The organism is Stenotrophomonas sp. PS02297, assembly GCF_029959705.1.
GTDB lineage: Bacteria > Pseudomonadota > Gammaproteobacteria > Xanthomonadales > Xanthomonadaceae > Stenotrophomonas > Stenotrophomonas nitritireducens.
Window position 1 is genome coordinate 1 of record NZ_JASCOS010000256.1, and the last position, 297, is coordinate 297.

Sequence of the window (297 nt, forward strand, 5' to 3'; positions counted from 1 at the left end):
AGCAGGGCCGCGGCTTCGCCGTGGTCGCCAGCGAGGTGCGTACGCTGGCGCAGCGCTCGGCCGGTGCCGCCAAGGAGATCAAGGAACTGATCGAGACCTCGGTCGACAAGGTGTCCGAGGGCTCGCAACTGGTCCACCAGGCCGGCACCACCATGGGCGAGATCGTCAGCTCGGTGCAGCGGGTGACCGACATCATGGCCGAGATCTCGGCTGCCTCGCAGGAACAGAGCGCCGGCATCGAACAGGTCAACCAGACCGTGGTGCAGATGGACGAAGCCACCCAGCAGAACGCCGCGC

General features: G+C 67.3%; 1 protein-coding gene. It reads left to right on the forward strand.

The genetic code is table 11. The features are described 5' to 3' along the window. On the forward strand, positions 1–297 hold a 297-nt coding region (locus tag QMX80_RS19265; protein WP_282278782.1), incomplete at both ends, for a methyl-accepting chemotaxis protein.